This is a genomic window from Bacteroides stercorirosoris, from assembly GCF_900142015.1.
Lineage (GTDB): Bacteria > Bacteroidota > Bacteroidia > Bacteroidales > Bacteroidaceae > Bacteroides > Bacteroides stercorirosoris.
On record NZ_FQZN01000034.1, the window covers coordinates 1 to 19,615 of the forward strand.

The following is a 19,615-nucleotide window of genomic DNA, read 5'->3' on the forward strand; positions in this document are numbered from 1 at the left end:
TATTTAACCAATTTATTACTATATTTGAAAACAGGATTCAAGTATAAAACCCGAATCCTGAAGTTTTCTATTTACACAAAATTGTGGACAGTGCCTAATCCTTCAGAACTCACGTTGCACAGTAAATACAGTTCTTATTCTACAATCAACACTACGGTTGTCATCGGCTTTACCAATAATGTTTTTCCCTTTACCAATTCTTTTGAGGGAAAACTCAATATCTGTTTTGCTTTAGGAATTTCCAAGTCAAAGGTACGATTTTTCGTACAATTCATACCTATCAGATATTTTCCATACCGAAGAGTGTAAAAATCACCTTTTCCTGCATATACGTTTTCTTTTCCAGGTTCGTATCGTATGCCATCAGGCACTTTAGCAATTGGCAATTCTTCACCGGTATGAGCAGACTGTATGCCCGGATAGAAATCTCTCCCATCAGAAAAGAATAGATTAATCCGTTCAGGACGTATATATTTAAAACCACTGTCAGTGTACTTGATATCTTGAAATACAGTGGCCACCCGATCTATTTCCGGAGTAATATAATGTACCCTTGCTAAAAAATTTACGGCATAATTGGCACGCCAATACAAAGAAGCGTAAAGAATTTCATCATCATTTTTCAATGCAACCACTCCCACTTCTTCATCTGCAAAAAGAACATCAGGCATTCCTTTCGACATAGGAAGTTTACCTTCTTGGCGAGGTTGTTTCTTCACTAACTCATACTCATCCGGAATACGCATCAATATCTGCGTGGAGTTTAAGCTAAGATCTTTCATTTTTTCCTTTACTACCGCAAAATACTGATTATCTTCCATCATTTGTTGTACAAAAGCTATAGCATCAGAATCAAGGGTAGATGCAGTAGCCATCGTAGGAGTTGTTTCTCTTGTAAAACCTTTCTCTCCATATAAAATATTACCCGGATAAGAGCCATGATCTCTCCAACCTACAACAGCTTCAGCACGCATAGCCGGAAAACCTTCATTATCCAAAGCCGGGTAACGGAAATAACTACGAGCTTTCATGTTCTTGAGTAACTGAGCACGGATCAAGGGATCTCTAGTATCAACTATGCCTCGTTCCCCCGTTATTTCATAAATAAGTGTCATCCAGTTTAAGATCTCTCCATAACCTCCTACGTATCCTAACTCTTTGCTCAATCCTTTCCCTGTCAATTGAAAATAATCATCCTTCAAAGGCATTGCCGGTCCGTCAGGCATTTCACTCCCCAGCCAAGGTACCATTCCCATTGACTCATACAAGTATCTTAATGTCTGATACATAGGTAAAGCTTTTTCCGGATTAATAATAGCCAATACACGATTAACACTGTACAAATGTAAATCTACAATCATACTCTGATTCGTATATTGTCGACGGTGTGTTTTGGCGTAATCAACGCATTTCTCAAACATCTCTCCCCAATTTTCCCGTCGCGTTTTACCATTTGGCATTTCTTTGTCAAGAACTTTACTTATCTCAGGAATGAATTGATAAATAGCAATACACAAGGGACCAGTCGTCACCCAAGAACCTACATACACGGACTTCGGTTCTTTCTGGAAACGTTCATAATACTTATCTGCACCATCAATGACTTTCTTTATGATAAGAGCATCCTTATAAACATTTGTCCAAGTAATACGGTAAGCACTACTCAATACCCAAAGTTCATCTTGCGATAAGTTATCTTTTGCAAGTAATCTATCCAGCTCCTTATTTACATGTTGTTTCACTTCTTCCAGAACTTCTTCACCGGGAACAGTACGAGGCTGCAGCTCTAACGGTTCTGTTCCTTGTTTTTCCTTTTTAGATGGCGTAAAACATTCTTCTGTATGAATATACCCTTTATAAATAGCCTTAGTAGGCTCTACCATCGGTTTCTGGTATTTATCAAAAGTCTCGCCATATCTCCCTATGGTACCTGTAGAACGGATGCTTAATTCTATTTCCTTTTTTCCTTGTGTCATTTTCAGTGGTAAAGGTAAAGTGGTATAGGTAAATCTTCCAGGAAATGGTGCATCTTCATTAGCTATATCAAGCATGTCATAATCTCCCAGATGCCTGTAACCGATTTGCTTTCCTTCACAAAATAGAATCAGAATATTGCTATTACCGGAATCTGATCCCCAAAAACGGACTGTGAAATAATTCTGTTTAACCGGATCTACTTCCATACGAAAAGTAACGTTTCCACCTTCCACACGTTCCGAGTTTATAGGAAGTAATCGACGAGCAACCTCATTCAATCCTCCCGTTATAACTTCACTGGCTTTCTCTGAAAAGTGATGCTTCTTCTCGGAAGAGACATTGCCAAAAATAATCTCATCTACTACTTTTGTCTGAGAAAAAGCAGTCAAGGTAGTAAGACAAATAAAAAAACAAATAACTAATTTCTTTTTCATGGTTTTATTCTTAAATATAGTACATAATAAGAACGGATCATTACATTCAAATACTCAATATGCTATTCTGCATATTGCACATGTTTCACAAAATCTCCTATCTGAATATTCGGTTTTCCGGCATTTATCTTATCACCGTAATAGTTCACATTATCAAACACAATACCAGAAACATCGTGCTTTTCATCTAGACCTTGCATCATGACTGTTCCCCGTTCTGCTTTACGATCACTCTCTTTCCCATAAGTGGTAATATTACGAAATATAACATTATGAATATAAGGTCCCTGAGAAGGTATTACAACAAATTCACCATATCCACAACTACCCTGCCCACGTCTTCCTGATCCAATCTTAATGTCATTTGGAGTAGGTTTTACGATTGGACGGGTTCCTACTAACTGAAAAGCAGGTGTAAGTTTCACCAGGTTATAAGGTAGTTCTCCATTAATCCTGATATTTTCGAAACACAGATTCTCCATCGGCATTTCTCCTGTTGGATGCAACCAGAAAATCTGTACGCGATCGCGATCAGGGAAATGAATCACATCAATATTACGTGCCGTGAAATTACGAAATGCCGGACAACTACTTTCCGTAGCCATACGAAATACATTAGCGAAATCAACCCAAAAGACACAATTCTCCACCGTTATATTCTCAACCGATTTTGAGTCCTTCTCTCCTCCAGCCCGAGTAATTCCTTTGGGCGAAACAGAGTCATCATCTGTACGAAAAAAACAGTTCCGAATTGTTACATTACTGGAATTACAAGGATTTACCCCATCATCGTTCCCGACCCTAGAACCGGCCAAACGGATATGCTCAATCAATACACGGTCACAATTTTGAGGAACAACGGTCCAATAATAAGAACCCTTTATAATAATATCCTTCATCACCAAATTATTACATTTTTTAGCATTAATCATAAAATCAGTCGGTCCGGCATTATGTTCCCAATCAGAACCATCTAAAATTCCTCTACCACAAATCGTTATATTATCTCCGGTTGCTTCTATACCGGCATTAACAACAGCCCCACCTGCCAAATATAATGTCTGATTGCTTGACAGTTTTATCAGCCCATCTTTCGGATTATGTTCTCCCGGACCAAAATAAATTACATTCGGACTATCCTTTGATGGAACATATGTTTCCAGTTCATTACTAAACAATAACAATGGACTGTTACAACCATCCGGCTCAAAAGAAATATCACATGGTTCATGAAGCTGGAAAACCGCTACATCTTCAGAAACAAAAGGCTTAATGCTATATCTATCCGGCAATATATTCAACTTTTCCAAAGATAACTTACTCTTTATCCTCACAGTCACTGTACCAGAGAAGTCAAAATAGGCTACCGAATATTTCTTATCGTGATGCTGTGTTACTGCCATATAAACAGGTATTGGCACACCATCTACCTCTACTACATAGTCCGCAGATAAATTCTCTCCTTTCGGAGCTGAATAACCTATTACTTTAGCACTAACTGTCATGATAGACAATGCTGTTAATAAAAGTGCATGCACAGCTCTTTTCAATGATGTTTTCATAATGTTTTCCATTTTATTTGAAGTTAGTAAACTTATTACTATTCAGATTATTATTTCAAAATAAAGACGAATATGCAGCCACTTTTACTCAACACTAAGAGCAAATATTTATTATCCACATATTTAAAAACACAAGCACTAATTATGAAAAGAGGACTACCTTCCTAATGAAAATAGTCCTCTTAAAGACATTATATATTAATCCCTACTGCCAACCAGGATTATTACCTAGTTCCTGGCCATTAGACAAAGCATTCAACCATGTCAAAGGAATCGGACGACGAATATATTTACTCAAAAAAGTTTCTGTTGTCAGTTGAGTAGGAATGCCACCAGCAATGTTATTAGTATCCCAATTATACTTCAATACTCTTTCTGCTAATTTACGTGTTCTCTGAAGATCATTCCAACGGGGCACTTCCGCAAAAAGCTCCATTGCACGTTCATCCAGAACATCATCTAAAGTGACTGTACCAGCATATAAAGACAATCCAGTTTCCGGAGCATTTTTTGCAGCTCTCTCCCTCACTTTATTAATATAAAACAAAGCGTTTGGATTATCATTATTTTTCACTGCAGCTTCAGCAGCAATCAAATAAGTTTCAGCAAGACGGAACATATAAATATCACGGGTACCAGAAGCATTACCATTCTCATTATATATCGTATTGGCATCCTTAAACTTCCATACTGGTAAGAAAGCACGAGTGTTGGAGTTTGTTGATTGGTATCCCAATTTAAAGTAATCATCCGAGGACATGTCCTCCGGATTACCTGTCGGGAAATTATATACTTTATATTTCACTGCATCCTTGTCAGCCTGAGACCAATATTTGAATTTACTATCAGTTGGTACAGGGAAATAAATGACAGTATCACCTTTCTCAAAAACTCCCGCAATAGCCCCAGTGCACTGGAACCAATTTTTACCTGTATCCCTACCATCGGTCGATGTCTTTGGATCACCATTCACTGGACTCATAAAGGTTACAGAAGCTCTTCTGTCCTTAAGCCAATCATACATTAAATAAGCATATTTAGTAGGGATAGCAGCCGCATCGTCATTACTGTAATAGGAATCTTTAGAAAGCCCTGCCCAACCTTCACGATATGGAAACAAGAACCATTTCGGCCAATTATTTACATTATGATTGGCACCTGTAGAGAAGCCTACACAGAATATTATCTCATCATTCGTTTCATTAGATTGACGATGTACCATTTGAAAGTCCTCCAGCAGTTTGTGACCTGAATTGTTAATCACGTCTATTGCATCCTTATATGAGTTTTCAAAGTCTTTAGAATCAGCATAAGTTTCATATCCTCTAGTTAAGTAGACCAATGCACGCAAGTGTTTGGCAGCTGATGCCGACATACGTCCATAGTTATTACCGGTCTGACGGGCAGGTAGGACGCGTATTGCATCTTCAAGGTCATTCAAAATTTGTGCATAAAATTGTGCACCATCAGTCAATTCAGCAGTCTTGACAGGTGCAAGTGGTTCATGAATCATTAAAGGTGCCTGTCCCCAATTACGAACTATTTCGAACAAAAGAAGAGCCCGTAATGCTTTCGCCTCAGCAACTCTTTGCTCCAGAATATCATCCGCCAGTCCATCGGGGTCGTTACTTAACAAAAGTACTTTATCAGAACGATCAATAGCGGCGTTTACATCTTTCAATGCAGCATACAATTTGTTCCACATTGAATAGACACTACCCTCATTAGCATCATAATTCACCGGATATTGATTAAGATTAGACAACCCTATTGTATTATTTTGCGTACAAATATCCGTACCAAGATGACCAAGAGATATATACTCTTTAGAATTATAAATGCTCCTTAAACGAGAATAGCATCCATTTATCAGTCCTTCATAACCTGTCTTTGTCTGGAAGTATTCATCAGCAGACTGACTGGAATAGTTAGTCTCGTCAAGGAAATCAGAGCAGGATGAAAGTCCACTCGCCAATGCTAGAATCAGCAATCCTTTTATAAAATATTTTTTTGTTTTCATAATACTTTAAAATTTAGAATGAAACATTTAATCCGAACAGCACATTACAAGTTATCATATCAGAATTGGACACCTGTTCAGTAGGTTGTTCCGGGTCAAATCCAGAAAAGTCAGTAAAAGTAAATGGATTCTGTACAGTAGCATAAAGCCTTAAATTACTCATTTTTATACGGTTTAGGAGATTTTTCTTAAACGTATACCCCAGAGTTATATAAGAAACCTTCAGAAAGTCGGTTTTCTGCACAATATGAGATACACTTTTACCTGTAGTATTCTGATCTCTGTATGGTCCCATATTGGAAGGCTGTCCACATGAATTTGTAGGATTCTCAGGTGTCCAGTAGTCCTTTTTCATATTGCCCAAATTAGCATTATTGTTTTCCAATGCATAAGATACATAGAATTGGTTTCTCAATCTTGCCCCAGTCTGGAAATGCATATGAAAAGACAAGTCAAATTCTTTATAGCGGAACATATTCGTCATACCCCCTGTCCAGTTAGGAATACGAGCACCATTAATAAAACGATCTTTATCGTTTATAACACCGTCATCATTGTAATCCTTAACCTTAAATTGTCCCGGTTTCTGACCGTATTTTTTAGCTTTCTCTTCTTCACCCAACTGCCATACTCCGATTGTTTCAAGATCCCAATTCAGTTGTACGGGCTGTCCGATGAACCAACGGTTATTATAATCTCCTTGCATCCCCTTCAAACGATCAGAATAGACACCTAAATCTTCCTTGAATGCCAAGTCAACAATTTCATTTTTGTTATAAGACAATGTGAAAGTAGTCTGCCAGGAAAAGTCTTTCATACGAATATTTTCTGTATTCAACATCAGCTCAAATCCTTGGTTTCTTACCGAACCAACATTGTCACGCACACTGGAATATCCTAAGTGAGTAGGGATGCTCTTATTCATAATCAAATCCTTTGTCAGACGATTGTAATACTCCACAGAACCGGAAATACGGTTATTAAAGAAACCAAAATCAATTCCGACATTGTATTCAGAAGTTCTTTCCCAACCCAATTTATCATTGCGGATGTTGTTGGGATAAGTACCAATAACTGCATTGGTTCCAAACGAATAATACTGTGACCCCGCAATTGTTCCATTAGTAGAATAAGGACTAACTGTATCATTACCTGTTTGACCATAGCTTAAACGCAATTTCAAATTTGAAAGCCATTCCAGATTCTGCATAAATGCCTCTTCTTTCACACGCCATGCTACTGCAACCGATGGAAATAAAGACCATTTATTTCCATCAGCCAGTTTTGATGAACCATCGTAACGCAAGCTGGCAGTCAGCATATACTTATCGGCCAATGTATAATTGATACGTCCTAAAAAAGACATCAGATTAGACTGTACATAACTGGAAGTCATTGAAGTCATTTCACCACCTTGCAAATTATACCATAATGAATTAAATGGAAGGTCCTTAGAGGCTCCCCGCATTTTCTCATCTTGATTCTGTTGCAAAGAATACACACCTGTAACATCTATTTTATGTATCTTATGCTCCCAATTATAGCGAATAATATTATCCCAAACCCAATTGGTGTAATTATTTTTATCCAACAGGTTAGTGGCACCTTTAGCAGTCCCCTGTAAGGCTTTCGTCCAAACGCCACGATATTGGCCAATTTGGTCATTTGTCATATTGGAAGCAAAAGAGGAGGTTACTTCCAAACCTTTTACAGGTGTCAACTTTACATACACGTTTGAAAGGATATTCAACTTTTTCGTTTTATTAAACTCATTTTTATTCGTTATCAAAGGATTGAACATACCGTTACTTGCATATTTCCAAATCTCTTCTCCTGTTACCAAACTATTAGGATGTTGCGTAGGACGCATACGCAATGCATCTACCATTAATGAAGAATTACCGGTATCACGAACGGAATGAGTCATGTATAAACTACCTCCGAAAGCAAGATAATCATTAGCTTTCAAATCAACAGATGCACGCATATTATATCTTGAAAATTCCTGCGGAAATTGCATACCATCTTCAAAATAATAACCTCCACCTAAAGTATATTTAGCTTTTTCAGTTCCTCCGGTAGCAGAAATCGTATGACTGGTCATAAAAGCCGGAGACGTAATAGCATCTACCCAATCATAATAATTTCTATCTTTCACTGCTTTCAACTCAGATGGATCAGTGAATATTTCTTCAAGCGTCTTATACTCATTACCATTGAGCGCACGAGCATTCTCCATCGCCAACTGAACGTACTCATCACCCGACATCATTTCGGGTTTATGGGTATAGTTCCTAAAACCAGCATATCCGCTATAACTAATTTTCGGCTCTCCCAATGCTCCTTTCTTTGTAGTAACCATAACAACACCATTCGTTGCACGTGATCCGTAAATAGCTGTAGATGAAGCATCTTTCAAAATATCTATTTTTTCAATGTCATCTGGATTAATATTATCCAGACTTGCTCCAGGAATACCATCAATAACAATCAACGGAGCACTGGAACCGGAAATAGAACTTACGCCTCTGATTTTAATGTTATAACCACCACCAGGTTTATTATTACTTTTCAGAATACTGACACCTGCAACCGAACCTTGTAAAGCTCCAATAGCATTCGCATTGCCACCCCTAACTAAAGTTTCAGTATTCACTGAAGAAATGGCACCTGTCAGATCTGACTTTTTCATTGTACCATAACCTACTACCACAACCTCATCCAACAATTCTGTATCCTCTTTTAATGTAATTCTGAGAATGCGATCAGCCCCGATTGTTATGTCTTGTGTTTTGTAGCCTACATACGAGACTTGCAATTTTCTGTTTAGGGATACACTCAATGTGAAATTACCGTCAACGTCGGTAATAATACCATTAGTAGTACCTTTTTCCATTACCGTAGCTCCTATAACAGGCTCTCCTTGAGCATCTACCACTTTACCAGTGATTTTAACTGAATTCTGTTGTACCTCCTGAGGAATAGGAGATGCAGTCATACCATCTGTTTGTTCCGCAGACACTTGTGCCAACGGCAAACAAGACAATGCCAAAAGCATAAAGAATTTGTCTTTCTTGTTCATAGCATGCATTTTAAGTTTAACATAATGAATCAAACGCAATTAATTATTTATAATTTTTGAAATCTATAAATTAAACGGAAATACACTTTCATTCACTCAAATGAAAAAGCATTTTTTCCTTCAAATAATTAAGAGCACAAATACAAATCAACATATTTACGCAACACATTACGTGCGATATATACCTGATTCTCGACTGTGCGTATCGATAACCCCAATCTTTCACTAATTTCAGGATTGGAATACTCATTATCATATTTCAGCATAAATATCTGCTTACACTTTTGAGGAAGAGCTTTTATCCGTTTTTCTATTACTATAAAGAACTCTTTGGTCAATAAAGCATTATGTCCGTCTTTATTCAATGTACTTCTAAAGTCACTATTACAGATTTCTTCATACTGTTGCTCTATTTGTTTATGACGTACAAAGTCAATACATCGGTTATAGACTGCTTTATATATATATTTCAAAACGGATGCTTCTGATACAAAATAATTAGTCTGTTGTAACAAGCTGATAAATACATCTTGTACGACATCTTCAGCATAAAATTCACCTCCTACCATTTTCTCTGCATAACGAACGAAGAAAATATGGTACTTTTCATAAATATTTTCCAAGGAGATATTTTCTGCCGAATGGTGCCCTGTATCAATAAGTTGTGTATTCATAATAAGATAAGATAAAAAGACATTATAAATTAGCTAATACAGACCGGCTTTCTTGTAATCTTTTAAAACGGGTCAATGCCTCCAGATAATAATAGTCAGCATAAATAATCGAGGCGTCCACTTCCCCGCCACGCGGCATATGCCCAACTGAATGTAACAAGAACGCATCTTTTCTATCTTTAGCCTTATAATTTGATGAGGATAAAATTTCAAGCATTTTTTCTGCCTTATCATAATAGTAGCGGGAAGAATCCGGTTTGGCAACATAAGTAGAGAGTTCCAACAAAGCAGAAGCTGTGATGGCCGCGGCTGATGCATCCTTGGGCTCGGCTGAAGACAAATCCGGAGCATCAAAATCCCAATAAGGAACCAAATCTTCTGGTAAACGAGTCAAATATATATCAGCCACTTTACGGGCAAAATCCAAAAAACGTGTCTCTCCTGTTTCGCGATATACCATAGTATAACCATAGATAGCCCATGCCTGACCACGTGCCCACATAGATTCATTACTTAATCCTTGATGAGTAACCCCCTTTATAAAGTCTCCAGTCAATGTATCATAAACAGCTACATGATAAGAAGAATAATCTTTGCGAAAATGATATTTCATTGTTGTATCGGCATGTTCACATGCTATATCATAAAGATGACGACTTCCCCCATTACGAGCTGCCCAGAAAAGAAGTTCCAGGTTCATCATATTATCAATAATAGTATTATGAGGCCAGTTTTCCTTTTTAACCATAGCCGGCCATGAGAGAAAAGTACCCACTTTAGGATTAAATAAAACAGAAAGAGAATCAGCAGCACGCAATAACCCCTCTTTATATTCCACATTACCCGTCAGACGATATCCATTACCCAAACTACACATTGTAATAAATCCCATATCATGGCTACTAACCTTCCGGTTAGTTACTGGAAGAATCATCCGAGTATAATTTTCAGCAGCGGTTCTCCAGATATTATCTTTCGTATTCTCATATAAGTACCATAAAATACCTGGCCAAAAGCCGGAGGTCCATGCTCCCGGATTAGTAAAGTGCCAGTTTACATCATTTTCATCTATCGAATTAGGGATTTCTTTAGTAGAATTAGAAGGAATAACGGCCAATGTACGCAAAGCTTGTGATTTACAATAATCAATATTAGCATCTACTGAGAACTTTCCCGAGGGTTGTGTACATGCAATTCCTATCATAAGGAAAAAAAGAAAAAAAATAGTTTTGCTTCTCATAATATCACTCTTTTTAAATGAACAAATTAATTTCAACGATAGCAAAAGTAGCTAGTTGAATCTCATTTGAATCATTTTAAAAGATAAGATAGATACCATCCAAAAGGCTGAAACGCATTTATAATTATCCACCTAGTTTTCAAATACTTACACATATAAAAAGCGAGAGTTCCATATTTTTTTGGTACTCTCGTTTAATGCTATTTATCTAGGACAATCCCTTCTTCTTTAATATATTCAGCCGGAGATTTACCTTTAAGTTTTTTAAAAGAACGAAAAAATGAAGTCCGGGAACTAAAACCGCATTGTTCTGACAGAAAAGCCAGCGTATACTTAGAAGCATTTTTATCCCGCACACGTACAATAAATTCTTCTACACGATATTGGTTAATAAAATCAGGGAAATTTATTTTCAGATATAAGTTTAAGACTTGAGACAAATCCCCAGTATTGCACCCAATGGCATTAGCCACATCTTGTAGCCTCAAATCTTGATTCAAATACATTTTATCTTTTTCCATACACACCATAAGTTTCCTCTCTATTCGGAACACTTCATCTTCTTCCACCCGAGATTTCTGATATTTTTCTTTCGGCACCTCTTCTATCTGTACCATCTTTTCCTGCAAGCCTATTTTTATCTTTTTATATTTATTCAACAGACCATAATAACTATACAGAAGCATCAGACACACCAAGACACAAATCACAATCATCCATAATGTATAAGAAAGCCCTTTCACCACCTCTACTGCTACTGACCGAATCGCACTTGGATTGGATGCCGCTCTTACCTTAAAAATATATGAGCCTACAGGAAGATTTGTGTAAGACACTTGATTTCCATTCATCAACGTCAACCACTCCTTATCATACCCTTCTAAACAATATTCATAAATATCTGTATTTGTAACAGCATAGTTTAAAGCAGAAAAGGTAAATGCAACATTATTCTTACTCACGGGGAGAGAAAGTTTTTCCATAAAAGTAGAAGAAATTGGCATAAGGTCTTCCCCTGACTGCAAAGTCCTACCAGCAACTGCTACTGATGTTATAACAGGGGGTAACAACGTTATAGGATCCTGAGGAGATAATTGGGGAATATATCTCACGAGTCCCTTTTCATTTCCCCACCAAATAGATCCATCTTCTGTTCTTTGGACTGGGGGGTTGAATATGTATCCGGGAATGCCATCATAAAGTGAAAATATCTTATGGTAATTATCTTTTCTATATAACAGTCCGCGTTGAGTACTAAACCAAAGTCCACCATCAAGCGAATCCTCTATAATGCTCATAACTGAATTATTAGGGAGAAAATCATTCACTGTGATATGCTCAAACTTGGTAAAATGTTCATCAACCTTAACAATTCCTTCTTTGTCATCACAAAACCATAAATTCTTGTGTTTATCTTCATAAATATAACGTATACTTTTCGTAAAGGGAGCTATGTTCTCCGGAAATACATTAGATCTAAAAGTATTATTCGACATATCATATAAAAATACAGCTCCATTCGCTCCAAACCATATTCTTTTTTTTGAATCAATTCTTAACGTAAAAATAGAGTTTATTGAAAGAGAGGAATTCCGGTTATTATAGTTAATATATTCTTCTGTTGATTCATCATACATATATACTCCATATGAACTACCAATCCAATATTTACCTTCATGATCCCTTTCACATCCTACAAATGAATGCTGCTTAAAGCATTCATCTGATTTAAAGAAAGAAAGTTCACCTGTATCAGCATTCAACAAGTACATTCCACCACCATAAGTCCCAATTATATAATCATTCCCCAATGGTCTAACCGATAAAATAATATCCGAACGTAATATAGATGACTTAGCAACATAATGCCTTACAATATTTTCTCTCTCTGAAATATAGTAAAGTCCATCCCGGGTACCTATTACTTTCCTTCCATCCGTACCAATCCAAAAAGCGCGCACATTCAGATTACGAGAATCGAACTTAGAACCAAAAGAATAAACAGAAAATACATCTCTACACGTGGGAGTATAGCTTAAGCCACCCATATAAGTTCCAACATACAAAACATCTTTATCTTTCAGTAAAGAATAGACTGCATTCGAACAAATTGCATTCTCATGAACTGAATGTTCCATTGATGCCACTTCCCGTCCTGTAGATGCTTTTAATATTTTAATACCACTTCCATTCGTTCCCACATACAAGGTATCAGTCCCTACAGGCACCAAGGTCTTAATGCATCCATTACCTATTTTCGGATAAACAGCAAAAGTCTTTTTCTCTATATCAAACGTTAACATGCCTTGGTTAGCTGTACCTAAATAAATTGTTTTCCCTAACACAGCCAAACAAGTATAATAATTGAAACCTCCTCGAATATTGTTTTTAAAAACCTGAGATTTCTCCATAGCTATATTATAATGAATCAACCCGCCATTTGAGGCTATCCAAACACAATCATCTTCTCCATTCACTATATCCATCAAATTATTGGTAGATGCTAATGCATTCGGATCAAGAAGAACTTTCTTGAAATTACCATCCTTATACAAAAATAATCCACGGGAAGTACCAACTAATAACCGGCCTTTTTTATCTGGAAACAAAACTTTCACGGACAAAGATTTATCATCTAACACAATGGTCTCCGCTATTTCTGTCTTTCGATTAAACTTAATCAAACCTTTATCTGTGCCAATCCATAAATTAATAGTGTCAGTTTCCTCTATTGCAAAAACAGTCTGTCCGGATATTTCCGGAAAATGTGTTACGTTTATGCCATCAAAGCGATCAAGTCCCATCTGTGTACCTAACCATACAAACCCTCGCGTGTCCTTATATATAGCATTGATTGTATTATGAGACAACCCTTCGGATACAGTTATGGAACGAAATACAGGAGGGTATTGAATTGAATATAAAGAAGAAGGCAGTAGCAATATTATTGTTACTAATAAACAGCGAACAAGTAATAAAGTTATTTTCTGTATGTGATGATGTGTATTTTTCATGAGTCATAAAAATCAATTGTTACTCTTCACGTCAGACAAAGAGTTCGACAAACATAGTGATTTATTTGATAGAATGTATAGTTTTGCCTACTAAAACTTTATTTAGCTTCCAATATGATAGTAATGAATAAAATTATGGATAGCCCTTTAGGTAAATAGATACATTAATACGTTATTATATTGAAATAACCATAAAAATATAACTTTTGAGAATATGATGAAACACAGATCTTTGTTACTTCTTACTTTTCTATTTTATATCATGACAGATGTGAATAGTCAGAACTTTATCCATCCAGGATTACTCCATTCCCAATCTTCATTAGAAAGAATTCGCGAACTTGTCAGAAACAAGTCACAACCAGCTTATGGCTCATTCAATATCATGTAAGGATTGCCCGAAGGAAAAGCAAACTACTGCATAAAGGGACCTTTTGAAACTATCAGCCGTGCTGGTAGATATGGCTACACAAAAGCCCCTTGTGAACATGATTTCAATGCTGCCTACTATAATGCTATCCTTTGGATCATTACTGAAAAACAAGCACATGCAGATAAAGCTATGGAAATAATCAGAGCTTATGCCAATATTTTAAAGAAAATTGAAGGGCCCGATGATCCGCTTTGTGCCGGTCTTCAGGGCTTCATGTTAGTAAATGCAACAGAAATTATGAGATATACTTATACCATAGATAAGTATGATAAGGGATGGAATACAGAAGATACGCAAAAGGTAGAAGCCATGTTTCGAAATGTATTTCAACCTATACTCACAACTTTCTACAACACCAAACCCTATACAAATGGAAACTGGGGAATTGCTGTAACCAAAGCACAACTGGCATTCGGTGTATTCTTGAATGACCGGAAGTTATACGAAGACGCAATCACCTTTTTTCTGAAAGGACACGATAATGGAACACTCCCTAATTATGTAGCAGAATCCGGACAAAGCCAAGAAAGTGGACGAGACCAACAACATGCTATGTTAGGGTTAGGATGTTTATCTGAAATAGCAGAAATAACTTGGACACAAGGAAAAGATCTGTATAGTGCCTTAGACAACCGCCTGATGAAAGGTTATGAATATCTGGCAAAATCAAATTTAGGTTATGAGGTTCCTTTCTTTACATGGAAAGATATTACTGGCAAATACTCAAGCTGGACAACTTTAGGAGAAGAAGGAATGGGGCGTTTCCGCTCATTATTTGAAATAGCCTATAATCACTATGTTGAACGTAAAGGACTAGAAATGCCTTATACAAAAACTGTATTGGATATGATACGTCCGGAAGGACCAGGTTTTACTTGTGATAATCCGGGGTTCGGCAGCTTACTGTTCTACTTAGGAAAAGATCAGAATGAAGGAAAAATCCAGGGACGCATTGATGAAAATTTATCCCGACACGAAGGATGGGTATTTACCAATTGCACATACAAACCCGTAAACAATATTATGTCATATGTTTCCCCAGGAGTAAACATGCAGAAAAAAAAGATTTCTTATCATGCCGGAAACTATCCATATATTGCCGTCAAAGCTCCTAAAATTCCAATAACAGCAAACAAAGACTGGCTACAGTTAAGTTACAGCGTTGCCAGTGCTCCTGAATTTTGGAAACTGAATACTGCTAAAGCCAAGATAGTAGGAAAAGATATCTATGTATTTAAAGTTACTGATTTCCTTTCCAACAACGGGACTCGCTTTACAGAAAGACCAACCAGCATTACTATAATTCTTAATTTCGGCAATATCAGTAATAATCCTGTTGTAATAGAATGGATTCGTTCATATGAAAAGATAGAAGATATTCCACTTTTTAAAAAAGGTTTTTGAGTATCCTGTACTTTCTATTCGTATATTACAAGTAGAAACATTCAAAAGTAACCATCAAAATATAAGAGTATGAAATATAAGAAATTAATAGTAATAGCAATTTGTTCAATAGCAACTAGTAACTTTTCCGCCCAATCCATCTATCCCGGACAGCACACCGGAAAGATGAAAAAGGAAACCGTAGCTCCGATGCAGGTTCAGAGTTTTGATTTAAAAGATGTACGTCTGCTTCCGAGCCGCTTCCGCGATAACATGATGCGGGACTCTGTCTGGATGACCTCGATAGCTACCAACCGTTTGCTGCACAGCTTTCGCACCAATGCAGGCGTATTTGCCGGACGCGAAGGCGGATATATGACTGTAAAGAAACTAGGCGGTTGGGAATCTCTTGACTGCGAACTGCGAGGACACACCGCAGGGCATCTGCTATCAGCCTATGCATTAATGTATGCGGCTACCGGAAGTGAGATATTCAAACAGAAAGGTGACAGTCTGGTCAGTGGGCTGGCCGAAGTACAGACAGCGTTGGGAAACGGATATCTCAGTGCTTATCCGGAAGAGTTGATTAATAGGAATATACGGGGTACAGGCGTATGGGCACCCTGGTACACTCTCCATAAACTCTTCTCAGGATTAATTGACCAATATCTCTATACAGACAACAAACAGGCGCTTGACGTTGTGACCCGTATGGGCGACTGGGCTTATAACAAGCTAAAGCCTCTGGATGAAACTACCCGGAAGAGAATGATACGGAACGAGTTCGGCGGTGTAAACGAGTCTTTCTATAATCTCTACGCCATTACAGGCGATGAGCGTTACCGTTGGCTCGCCGATTTTTTCTATCATAATGATGTCATCGATCCCTTGAAAGAACAACGTGATGACTTGGGAACCAAACACACCAATACCTTCATCCCCAAGGTTCTGGCCGAAGCCCGTAACTATGAGCTGACGAAAAGTGCAGAAAGCCGTACACTAACTGACTTCTTTTGGCACACTATGATTAATCATCATACTTTTGCCCCCGGTTGCAGCAGTGATAAGGAACACTTCTTCGATCCGAAACAGTTCTCCAAACACCTCACCGGATATACCGGAGAAACATGTTGCACATACAATATGCTGAAATTAAGCCGTCACTTGTTCTGCTGGACAGGCGATGCCTCCATAGCCGACTACTACGAACGGGCACTCTATAACCATATCTTAGGGCAGCAAGACCCTAAAACCGGAATGGTGACTTACTTCCTGCCCCTGCTGTCCGGCTCGCACAAAGTGTACAGCACACAGGAGAACTCTTTCTGGTGTTGTGTAGGTAGCGGATTCGAAAACCATGCCAAATACGGAGAAGCGATTTATTACCATAATGATAAAGGTATTTATGTGAATCTCTTCATCCCTTCGGAAGTAAACTGGGAAGAAAAAGAAATGGTTATCCGCCAGGAAACTGCCTTCCCGGCAGAAGAAACAACGGTACTGACCATCCATGCGAAAAAGCCGGTAGAAACCACCGTGTATCTGCGCTATCCATCATGGAGCAAGAAGGTGACAGTCAAGGTTAACGGCAAACGGATTTCTGTAAAACAAAAACCGGGTTCATACATTGCCGTAACACGACAATGGAAAGACGGAGACAAGATTGAGGCCAATTATCCAATGGAAATACAATTGGAAACCACTCCCGATAATCCTCAGAAGGGCGCATTGATATATGGTCCGTTAGTATTGGCGGGTGAACTCGGTACTGAAGGAATGCAGTCTCCGGCTCCTTTCTCCAACCCGGAGCTTTACAATGACTACTACACCTATAATTATCACATTCCGGCAGGGTTAAACACCACATTGCAGGTAGACCTGAAACATCCTGAACGTTGCCTGCAACGCACAGGAAAGAGCCTGGAATTCAGGAATCAGCAAGGTACGCTTTTAAAGCCTCTGTATGATTTGCATCGCCAGCGCTACGTTGTATATTGGGATTTAAAAACCGAATAAGTACATCAGAATGACAGATACCGATAAAATAAACAAGAGAACATCACAGATGAAAAAAACTGTTCTTTTAATCTCTCTCTGTGGGTTTTACCTTTTACTCACATCATGCCGCCCTGCCGCTAACCGGCAGGCGGCACAATAACAAAAAGAAGATATGATGAAGTGTCGTTTTTATTTAGTATTGATATTTGCTATCCTCTCATTTTCCAAGTTGACGGCTGCCGAATGGCAATGGTCCGTACAAATACCCGGAATTATATCCAAAGAAACAAACGACCACCCACAAGCATTTTTATGGATACCTTCCGATTGCAACCGGGTGAAAGCCGTCATGGTGGGCATTCATAACATGACCGAAGAAACTCTGTTCGAAAATCCCCTGTTCCGTAAAGAGATGGCGGAAGTCGGCATTGGACTCGTATGGATTACTCCCGGCTGGGACCAGCAATGGGATGTGAAAAGCAGAAGTCAGGAAGCATTCGACAAGATGCTGGAAGACCTCGCATCCGTCAGTGGTTACAGTGAACTGAAAGATGCACCCGTTATCCCTTTCGGACACTCTGCCATGGCCACCTTTCCCTGGAACTTTGCCGCCTGGAATCCGGAACGTACATTAGCTGTGATTTCTTTCCACGGCGACGCCCCGCGTACCAATCTTACCGGATATGGACGGGAGAACCTGGAATGGGGACGAAACCGCAATATCGACGGCATCCCCGGCCTTATGATTGAAGGAGAATATGAATGGTGGGAAGCCCGTGTTAATCCGGCTCTGGCATTCCGCATGATGTATCCTGAAAGCTGTATCTCTTTTCTATGTGATGCAGGGCGGGGGCACTTTGATATAGCCGACCGCACAGCCGCATACATTGCCCTCTTTCTAAAAAAAGCGTTGAAATACCGCCTGCCTGAAACAACAGAGAAAGGTGATCCAATGCAACTGAAAAAAGTGAATCCACAGGAAGGGTGGCTTGCCGAACGCTGGCACCCCAATCAGAAAAAACGGGCTAAGGCGGCGCCCTACACACAATACAAAGGTGACCCGCATGATGCTTTCTGGTACTTTGACCGGGAAATGGCAGAAATTACAGAAGAACGTTATCGACAGGAACGGGGAAAGAAACCACAATATCTCGGTTTCATGCAAAATGGACAACTACTCAGTTATAACCCTCAGTCCCATGTACGTATTTCCGCCCGCTTCCTGCCCGAAGAGGATGGTTTGACCTTTCATCTGAAAGCCGTATATACGGACAGCCTGCATACTGCATTGTCCGACGAACACGCCTCAACTCCGCCCGAGATAACCCGCATCTGCGGCCCCGTACAGAAAGTGAATGACACTACTTTTACCGTCCGTTTCTATCGCATGGGAATGTACAACACGCGCCGTACCGGTGATATTTGCTTGCTGGCAAGTAATGACGGCGATAAGAGCTATAAAAGTACCGTGCAGGAATTCAGTTTCCGCATCCCCTACCGCAATACGGAGGGTAAACGCCAACACATCCTTTTCCCCGGTATTGATGACGTGAAAGAAGGGACGGAGTCTATTCCGCTTCATGCCACTTCCGACTGCGGTTTGCCTGTCTACTATTATGTAAAAGAAGGACCGGCAGAAATTGCAGACGACAAGCTGATATTCACCTCTATTCCGCCACGCAGCAAGTTTCCGCTAAAGGTAACAGTCGTAGCATGGCAATACGGTCATGCCGGAAAGATCCAGACTGCCGAACCTGTGGAACGGAGTTTTTTCATCTATCGTTAAGTATAAGATTAA

10 protein-coding genes are annotated in these 19,615 nt (G+C 38.7%); 3 read left to right on the forward strand and 7 right to left on the reverse strand.

Translation table 11 applies throughout. The annotated features are described in order from the left end of the window. Nucleotides 1–134 precede the first annotated feature (134 nt). The 7 genes from BUC01_RS20175 to BUC01_RS20205 all read right to left on the reverse strand — a co-directional run bounded on the left by BUC01_RS20175 (nucleotide 135) and on the right by BUC01_RS20205 (nucleotide 14,003). Nucleotides 135–2,411: a hypothetical protein gene (locus BUC01_RS20175; protein WP_025832790.1), complete on the reverse strand. Its 2,277-nt coding sequence runs from the start codon at nucleotides 2,409–2,411 to the stop codon at nucleotides 135–137. A gap of 62 nt (nucleotides 2,412–2,473) precedes the next feature. Continuing rightward, the gene (locus tag BUC01_RS20180; protein WP_025832789.1) at nucleotides 2,474–3,973 is read right to left on the reverse strand and encodes a glycosyl hydrolase family 28 protein; all 1,500 of its coding nucleotides are present in this window, start codon (nucleotides 3,971–3,973) and stop codon (nucleotides 2,474–2,476) included. Between the two features lie 205 nt (nucleotides 3,974–4,178). Next, nucleotides 4,179–5,993, reverse strand: a complete 1,815-nt coding sequence (locus BUC01_RS20185; protein ID WP_025832787.1) for a RagB/SusD family nutrient uptake outer membrane protein — start codon at nucleotides 5,991–5,993, stop codon at nucleotides 4,179–4,181. A gap of 13 nt (nucleotides 5,994–6,006) precedes the next feature. Beyond that, the gene (locus tag BUC01_RS20190; RefSeq protein WP_073314672.1) at nucleotides 6,007–9,075 is read right to left on the reverse strand and encodes a SusC/RagA family TonB-linked outer membrane protein; all 3,069 of its coding nucleotides are present in this window, start codon (nucleotides 9,073–9,075) and stop codon (nucleotides 6,007–6,009) included. Between the two features lie 128 nt (nucleotides 9,076–9,203). Then, a complete protein-coding gene (locus BUC01_RS20195) occupies nucleotides 9,204–9,749 on the reverse strand; it encodes an RNA polymerase sigma-70 factor (protein ID WP_025832784.1) in 546 nt (181 codons plus the stop codon). Nucleotides 9,750–9,771: 22 nt separating this feature from the next. Beyond that, a complete protein-coding gene (locus BUC01_RS20200) occupies nucleotides 9,772–10,989 on the reverse strand; it encodes a glycoside hydrolase family 88 protein (RefSeq protein WP_073314657.1) in 1,218 nt (405 codons plus the stop codon). A gap of 200 nt (nucleotides 10,990–11,189) precedes the next feature. After that, the gene (locus BUC01_RS20205; protein ID WP_025832783.1) at nucleotides 11,190–14,003 is read right to left on the reverse strand and encodes a ligand-binding sensor domain-containing protein; all 2,814 of its coding nucleotides are present in this window, start codon (nucleotides 14,001–14,003) and stop codon (nucleotides 11,190–11,192) included. A 394-nt stretch (nucleotides 14,004–14,397) separates the two neighbouring features. Between BUC01_RS20205 and BUC01_RS20210 the strand changes: the two genes are divergently transcribed. The 3 genes from BUC01_RS20210 to BUC01_RS20220 all read left to right on the forward strand — a co-directional run bounded on the left by BUC01_RS20210 (nucleotide 14,398) and on the right by BUC01_RS20220 (nucleotide 19,603). Further along, the gene (locus BUC01_RS20210) at nucleotides 14,398–15,840 is read left to right on the forward strand and encodes an alginate lyase family protein (protein ID WP_243462531.1); all 1,443 of its coding nucleotides are present in this window, start codon (nucleotides 14,398–14,400) and stop codon (nucleotides 15,838–15,840) included. Nucleotides 15,841–15,909: 69 nt separating this feature from the next. Continuing rightward, nucleotides 15,910–17,835: a glycoside hydrolase family 127 protein gene (locus tag BUC01_RS20215; protein ID WP_073314659.1), complete on the forward strand. Its 1,926-nt coding sequence runs from the start codon at nucleotides 15,910–15,912 to the stop codon at nucleotides 17,833–17,835. 154 nt (nucleotides 17,836–17,989) lie between these two features. Beyond that, a complete protein-coding gene (locus BUC01_RS20220; protein WP_025832781.1) occupies nucleotides 17,990–19,603 on the forward strand; it encodes a hypothetical protein in 1,614 nt (537 codons plus the stop codon). Nucleotides 19,604–19,615: the final 12 nt, after the last annotated feature.